This window comes from Mesorhizobium sp. M4A.F.Ca.ET.020.02.1.1, assembly GCF_004022645.1.
Taxonomy (GTDB): domain Bacteria; phylum Pseudomonadota; class Alphaproteobacteria; order Rhizobiales; family Rhizobiaceae; genus Mesorhizobium.
The window spans coordinates 1-6,939 of the sequence record NZ_RZOI01000288.1 but is presented as its reverse complement, the minus strand read 5'-3'; the positions used below and the strand labels follow the sequence as shown (position 1 = coordinate 6,939).

The window sequence follows — 6,939 nt, the reverse complement described above, 5'->3', positions numbered from 1 at the left end:
GCCGCTGCCCTTGATCCGCGCCGCCAGTTCGGCCCGCTCGGCATCGGAGAGCATCGATCCCAGCCTGGTCGCATCGTCGTCCTCGAAGGCAAGCCGTGTCGACAGCGCCGGTCCGACCACCATGCGGTCGAAATTGGCAAGCACATGGTCGCGCTCGTTGTCCTGCCCGCACCACCAGGTGGCGACGCTCGGCAGCAGCAATTCTTCGCCGCGCAATTCCCTGGAAATCCTCGGCAGGAAGGATAGCAGCGCCCGCGTCTCCATCAGGCCCGAGCCCAGCGCATTGACGGCCGAGACCGTGCCGCTGCGGATCGCCTCGACCAGGCCGGGCGTGCCGATCTGAGAATCCGGCCTGAGTTCCAGCGGATCGGCGAAGGCGGCATCGAGCCGCCGCCACAGCACGCCGATCGGCTTCAACCCCGAGACGGTGCGCACCATCAGCTTGCCGCTGGAGACGGTCAGGTCCTCGCCTTCGAGCAGCATGATGCCGAGATAGCGCGCGATATAGGCGTGCTCGTAATAGGTCTCATTGAGCGGTCCCGGCGTCAGGATGGCGACGCGCCCGCCAGTGTCCTTGGCCATGCCGATCAGCGCGTCGCGAAAACGGCGGAAGAAGCCGGCGAGGCGATGGACATGCATCTCGCCATAGATGTCGGACAGCGCGCGCGTGGTGGCGACACGGTTCTCCAGCGCGAAGCCCGCGCCCGACGGCGCCTGCGTGCGGTCGCCCAGCACCCACCAGCGGCCGTCCGGACCGCGGCCAAGCTCGAAGGCCAGCATGTGGAGGAAATGGCCGCTGGCCGGCCTTGTGCCGGCGACGGGCCGCAAATATTCCGGGCTGGCGGCGATCAGGCTGGCCGGCAGGATGCCCTTTTGAATCAGCCGGTTCGGACCGTAGACGTCGGCCAGAATCTCCTCGAAAAGGTCGGCGCGCTGCACGAGGCCGGCGCTGATCGCGGCCCATTCCTTTTCCTCGATCAGCAGCGGGACATGCGCCAGGGGCCACTCGCGCTCATTGGCGCCCGCCTTGTCGTAGACGCGGTAATAGACGCCGGCGTCGCGCAGATACTGGTCGGCGCGGGCGAAGCGCTGGGCGAGCTTTTCAGGGCCAAGGTCCTCCAGCGCCTCGATGAAGGCGCGCCAGACCGGGCGCGGATTGCCCGAGGCGTCGACCATCTCGTCGACGACGCCGTCGATCGGCTGGTAGTGCTCCAGCAGACTGTGGCTCAGCGGCTTGCCGCCTATCTTCTTCTGATTCCCCTTCGCCATCGTCGATCAGAGTCTTGGAGGCCGCCTGAGGTCAAGGGTCATCGGGAAATCTTCAGAAGCTTCTTCGTTGTGGAGCACGTAACCCGCCGGTGTGTGGCCGCGTGGCTCGAAGCGGGCAAACCGCCGCGCCTCCGCCTCGTTGCCATTGACCGGGAAGGTGTCGTAATTGCGCCCGCCGGGATGCGCGACATGGTAGACGCAGCCGCCCACCGCCCGGCCCGACCAGCGGTCGTAGATATCGAAGACCAGCGGCGTGTTGACCGGCAGCGCCGGATGCAGGCCCGAGGCTGGCTGCCAGGCCTTGAAGCGCACGCCCGCCACCGCAATCTCCCTGTTGTCCGTCACGTTCATCGGTACGACGCGGCCGTTGCAGACGACGGCGTGACGCTCCGGATTGAGGCCCTCCGTCTTCACCTGGAGCCGCTCGACGGAAGAATCGACGAAGCGCACGGTGCCGCCGATCGCGCCTTGCTCGCCCATCACGTGCCAAGGTTCCAGCGCCTGCCTGAGCTCCAGCTTGACGCCGGCATGCTGGACCTCGCCGCAGAAGGGAAAGCGGAATTCGAGCTGCGCGGCGAACCATTCCGGACGGAATTCGAAGCCGTTGAGCTTCAGGTCCTCCAGCACGTCGAGGAAATCCGCCCAGACATGGTGCGGCAGCATGAAGCGGTCGTGCAGCGAGGTGCCCCAGCGCACGAAGCGGCCATCGAGCGGGTTCTTCCACGCGCGGGCGATGATAGCGCGCACCAACAGTTGCTGCGCCAGGCTCATGCGCGCATTGGGGGGCATCTCGAAACCGCGGAACTCGACGAGGCCCAGCCGGCCGGTCGGGCCGTCGGGCGAGAACAATTTGTCGATGCAGATTTCGGAGCGGTGCGTGTTGCCGGTGACGTCGGTCAAGAGATTGCGGAACAGCCGATCGACCAGCCATGGCAACGGGGCCGCGCCCTTATCGGGATGCGGCACCTGCGCCATCGCGATTTCGAGTTCGTAGAGCGAGTCGTGGCGCGCCTCGTCGAAACGCGGCGCCTGGCTGGTCGGGCCGATGAACAGGCCCGAGAACAGGTAGGACAGCGACGGGTGGCGCTGCCATTGCAGCACCAGGCTCTTCAAGAGGTCGGGCCGGCGCAGGAACGGGCTGTCGTTCGGCGTCGCGCCGCCCACCACGACATGGTTGCCTCCGCCGGTGCCGGTATGGCGGCCGTCGATCATGAACTTGTCGGTGCCGAGTCGCGACTGCCGCGCCTCCTCGTAGATTGCCGTGGTCGTGGCAACGCATTCCTGCCAGTTGGCGGCGGGATGGATATTGACCTCGATGACGCCGGGATCGGGAGCAACGCGGATGACGTTGAGACGCGGATCGTGCGGCGGGCCGTAGCCCTCGATGTGCACCGGCAGTCCGATCGAGCGCGCGGCGTTCTCGGCCGCCGCGACCAGTTCGAGATAATCTTCCAGCGCCTCGACCGGCGGCATGAACACGCAGAGTCGGCCATCGCGCGGCTCGACGGTGAGCGCGGTGCGCACCGCGCCGCCGATCTCGGTGATCTGCTGTTCGACACGGTCCTGCTGGCCGACCACTGCGGTGAACGACACCGCCTGCTGGCGGCGCGCCATATCGTCGGCGCCTTCCAGTTCGGCCGGCGACGCTACCGGCAAAATGGCCGCGCGCTCCGGCAGCGGGCCACGCGGAACCGATGGGTCGACCGGCACGATGTAGGGGAATTGCGCCGGCGGCACATAGGGCAGAGTGCCAAGCGGCAAGCGATAGCCGACCGGCGAATCGCCGGGAACCAGGAACAACCGGCCACGCCTGGTCTTCCATTTCTCCGATCGCCAGCGCGGCCCCGCTGCCTGGCTGTTCCAGCGCTGCACCGGCAGCACATAGCCCGACGGTTTGGTCAGGCCGCGCTCGAACACCCGCGCCATGCGGCTGCGCTCTTCCGGGTCCTCCAGCTTGGAATTGGACGGATCGACATTGTCCGGCAGCTTGCCTTCCTTGAGCAGCCATTCGGCCGGATCCTCATAGGCCTCGCTGACCATCGCCTTGTCGATGCCGAGCTCGCCGGCGATCGCCGTCAGCAGGCTTTCGGCCTGCTGCGGCCCGATGTCCGTCTCGCTCCTTTCGCGCGCGATCAGGGACGGGTCGCGCCACACCGGCTCGCCATCGGTGCGCCAGTAGAGCGAGAAGGTCCAGCGCGGCAGGCTTTCGCCCGGATACCACTTGCCCTGGCCATAGTGGAGGAAGCCGCCCGGCGCGAAGCGTTCGCGCAGCCGGCGGATCAATGCATCAGCCTTCTCACGTTTGGTCGGGCCAACCGCCGCCGTGTTCCATTCCGCCGACTCGAAATCGTCGATCGACACGAAGGTCGGCTCGCCGCCCATGGTGAGGCGAACGTCGCCCGCGGTGAGCGCCGCGTCGACCTTGTTGCCCAGCGCGTCGAGCGCCTGCCAGCTTTCGTCCGAAAACGGCTTGGTGATGCGTGGATGCTCGGCGATGCGGTCGACCCGCATGTCGAAGCCGAAATCGACATTAGCGAAGCTCGCCATGCCGGAAATCGGCGCGGCGTTGCGGAAATGCGGAGTGGCGGCCAGCGGCACATGGCTCTCGCCGGTGAGCAGGCCCGAGGTCGGGTCGAAGCCGATCCAGCCGGCGCCCGGAATATAGACCTCGCACCAGGCATGCAGGTCGGTGAAGTCGACAGCGGTGCCGGGCGGCCCGTCCAGCGAGACGAGATCCGGCTTGAGCTGGATCAGGTAGCCGGAGACGAAGCGCGCGGCGATGCCGAGATTCCTCAGGATCTGCACCAGGAGCCAGCTGGTATCCCGGCACGAGCCCTTGGCCGCGGCCAGCGTCTCCTCCGGCGAAAAGACACCTGTCTCCATGCGCACGATGTAGGCGATCTCGCGTTGCAGTCGCGCGTTGAGGTCGACGAGGAAATTGACGGTGTTCCTCGGGCTGCGGTCGATCGTTCCGAGGAAAGCCGACAGCAGCGGCCCCGCCGGCTCCGGCGTCCGGTAGATGGCGAGGTCTTCCCTGATTTCTTCCGGATACTCGAACGGAAAATTCTCGGCCGATTCCTCGACGAAGAAATCGAACGGATTGTAGACCGTCATGTCGGCGACGAGATCGACCTCGATCTTGAGCTCGTTCACCGGCTCAGGGAAGACGAAGCGGGCGAGGAAGTTGCCGTAAGGGTCCTGCTGCAGGTTGACGAAGTGATTCTTCGGTTCGACCTTCAGCGAGTGGCTTAGCACCTTGGTGCGCGAATGCGGCGCCGGCTGCAGCCTGATCACCTGGGGCCCAAGCACGACCGGCCGGTCGTATTTGTAGTGGGTCAGGTGGTGGACAGCTGCCAGAATTGCCATGGTGCCCCGGGGTTCGGCGTTTCACTTCGCCGAACCCTGACACAAATGCAGGCCATTCTCCAAGCAGAGATGTTGCGCTGCACCTAATTTAAGCAGCGTTGCCGGCTTAGAAAAACGCCTGGATACCAGTCTGCGCCCGTCCGAGGATCAGCGCATGCACGTCATGCGTGCCTTCATAGGTGTTGACCGTCTCCAGGTTCTGCGCATGGCGCATGACGTGGTAGCCGATCTGGATGCCGTTGCCGCCGTGCATGTCGCGGGCCTGGCGGGCGATGTCGAGCGCCTTGCCGCAATTGTTGCGCTTGACGATCGAGATCATCTCCGGCGCCATCTTGCCTTCGTCCATGAGCCGCCCGACCCTGAGCGAGCCCTGCAGGCCCAGCGTGATCTCGGTCTGCATGTCGGCGAGCTTTTTTTGGAAGAGCTGCGTGCCGGCGAGCGGCTTGCCGAACTGCTTGCGGTCCAGGCCGTATTGCCGCGCCCGGTGCCAGCAATCCTCAGCGGCGCCCATCGCGCCCCAGGAGATACCGTAGCGCGCCCGGTTGAGACAGCCGAACGGCCCCTTGAGGCCCGAGACATTGGGCAGCAGCGCGTCTTCGCCGACCTCGACGCCATCCATCACCACCTCGCCGGTGATTGACGCGCGCAGCGACAGCTTGCCACCGATCTTCGGCGCCGACAGCCCCTTCATTCCCTTCTCCAGCACGAAACCGCGGATCTGGTTGTCGTGCGCCGCCGATTTCGCCCAGACGACGAAGACGTCGGCGATCGGGGCGTTGGAGATCCACATCTTCGAGCCGGAAAGCCTGTAGCCGCCCGCCGTCTTCTCGGCTCGCGTCTTCATGCCGCCCGGGTCGGAACCGGCATCCGGCTCGGTGAGGCCGAAGCAGCCGATCCATTCGCCGGAGGCGAGCTTCGGCAGGTACTTCTTGCGCTGCTCGTCCGAACCATAGGCATGGATCGGGTACATCACCAGCGACGACTGCACGCTCATCATCGAGCGGTAGCCGGAATCGATGCGCTCGACTTCCCGCGCCACCAGCCCATAGGTGACGTAGTTGGCGCCGAGCCCGCCATATTCCTCGGGAATGGTGATGCCGAGCAGGCCCGCCTCGCCCATCTCGCGGAAGATCGAGGGATCGGTCTTCTCGTCGAGATAGGCCTCCTCGATGCGAGGCGCGAGCTTGTCGGCGGCGAAAGCGGCGGCACCGTCGCGCACCATGCGCTCATCCTCGGAGAGTTGGTCCTCGATCAGGAAGGGATCTTCCCAGACGAATGCGTTCTTGTCGGCGGCCATGGCCTGTCTCTCCCGCGCAAAATCTTGAGGTGCGGGGCTTATCGGCCCCCGCCTGGAAAAAATCAAACGAAATTGCATCACCAATCAATGAGCGTTAGTAATAGATCATGAACGTCCAGCGCCGCCTTTTGCCGACCACCAGCGCCCTTGCCGCCTTCGAGGCGGTGGCGCGTCTGGGCTCCTTCACCGCCGCCGCCCGTGAGCTCGATCTCACCCAAGGCGCCATCAGCCGGCAAGTTGGCCTTTTGGAAGAACAGTTCGGACGCCGCCTGTTCGAGCGCGACAGCCGCAATGTCCGGCTGTCGACGGCAGGCGAGGCCTATGCCGAGGCGGTGCGATCAGCGCTCGGGCAACTGCGCAACGCAGCCCTTGGATTGATGAGCAATCGGCATGGGGGCATCCTTAACCTGGCGATTTTGCCGACCTTCGGCACGCGCTGGCTGATGCCGCTGATCCCCGATTTCGTCGCCAACAACCCCGACATCACCATCAACTTCGTCACTCGAGTCGGCCGCTTCGACTTCGCCCGCGAACGGCTCGACGCCGCCATCCATTACGGCCTGCCCGACTGGCCGGATGCCGATTCCACGCTGCTCGTGCGCGAGACGGTGGCGCCGGTGGCATCGCCCGAATTCGTGAAAGGGCAACGGATCGCCACGCCGGCCGACATCTGCCGCCTGCCACTGCTGCACATGGCGACGCGCCCCGGCGCCTGGACCGAATGGTTTGAGCATCAGGGGCTCAGCGCGCCGACCGGACCCGGTATGCAGTTCGAGCAGTTCGGCACCGCCGCCCAGGCCTGCATGGCCGGGCTCGGCGTGGCGTTGCTGCCGGAAATCCTGATTGCCGCAGAATTGCAGCGCGGCCAACTGCTGCCGGCGCCGGGTCAACCGATGCAGAGCCGCAGCGCCTATTACCTCGTTGTCCCGCATGACAAGCGCGGCCATCCGCCGGTCGCCAGTTTTCGCGACTGGCTGCTAGGCCAACTCGGCAAGGATCCGGCTGTT

The 6,939-nt window shown here is 65.7% G+C and carries 4 protein-coding genes; 1 reads left to right on the top strand and 3 read right to left on the bottom strand.

The features are described 5' to 3' along the window. From EN742_RS18520 to EN742_RS18510, 3 genes are all read right to left on the bottom strand, one after another. Nucleotides 1-1,269, bottom strand: a 1,269-nt coding sequence (locus EN742_RS18520; protein ID WP_189375445.1) for a circularly permuted type 2 ATP-grasp protein, incomplete at its 3' end; no start/stop codon positions are given. Between the two features lie 6 nt (nt 1,270-1,275). Next, entirely contained in the window at nt 1,276-4,635 is a 3,360-nt protein-coding gene (locus EN742_RS18515; RefSeq protein WP_128333128.1) for a transglutaminase family protein, read from the bottom strand. Nucleotides 4,636-4,741: 106 nt separating this feature from the next. After that, entirely contained in the window at nt 4,742-5,932 is a 1,191-nt protein-coding gene (locus EN742_RS18510) for an acyl-CoA dehydrogenase (RefSeq protein ID WP_126058515.1), read from the bottom strand. Between the two features lie 107 nt (nt 5,933-6,039). On the opposite strand from EN742_RS18510, the gene EN742_RS18505 reads away from it, so the two are divergent. Next, on the top strand, nt 6,040-6,939 hold a 900-nt coding region (locus EN742_RS18505; RefSeq protein ID WP_128333127.1), incomplete at its 3' end, for a LysR family transcriptional regulator.